The following is a 463-nucleotide window of genomic DNA, read 5'->3' on the forward strand; positions in this document are numbered from 1 at the left end:
CGGAGGCTGAACTAGGACTGCAGTGACGATGAACAGCAGCCCCAATAACCCGACCATGACGGTCAGCACCCGCTCGATCAGTTTGTAGCTGCCTGTCCAGAGCAGAATGCCGATCGTGAGGACGATCCCGATGACGACCACGGGCTGACTGAGTCCGGTCACACTAGTCAAGGCGAGGGCGGTGCCGACTGTGTCACCACCGGCGTAGGACGCCCCTCCGATGCCGATCGCCGCGACGACGAGGATCGCCATGACAAGTCGTGCCGGCACCGAGGAGAACACCTCGCGCAGAGCGTGTCCGAGACTCATGCGGGTCGCGAGGCCCAACCGTCCCGACATCTCCTGCAAGACGATGGTGGCCAAAATTGAGAAGACGACAGCCCAGGCCAGGACGAATCCCTGCTCGGCTCCGGTAACGATGGAGGTTGTGATGGTCCCCGGCCCGATGAAGGACGCGGCGATG

At 62.9% G+C, this 463-nt stretch carries 1 protein-coding gene; it reads right to left on the bottom strand.

Annotated features, from left to right (window positions below):
* A partial coding sequence (locus C6558_RS39170; RefSeq protein ID WP_146161022.1) for an Nramp family divalent metal transporter occupies window positions 1–463 on the bottom strand: 463 nt, incomplete at both ends.

The organism is Ensifer sp. NM-2 (assembly GCF_003024455.1).
Taxonomy (GTDB): domain Bacteria; phylum Pseudomonadota; class Alphaproteobacteria; order Rhizobiales; family Rhizobiaceae; genus Ensifer; species Ensifer canadensis.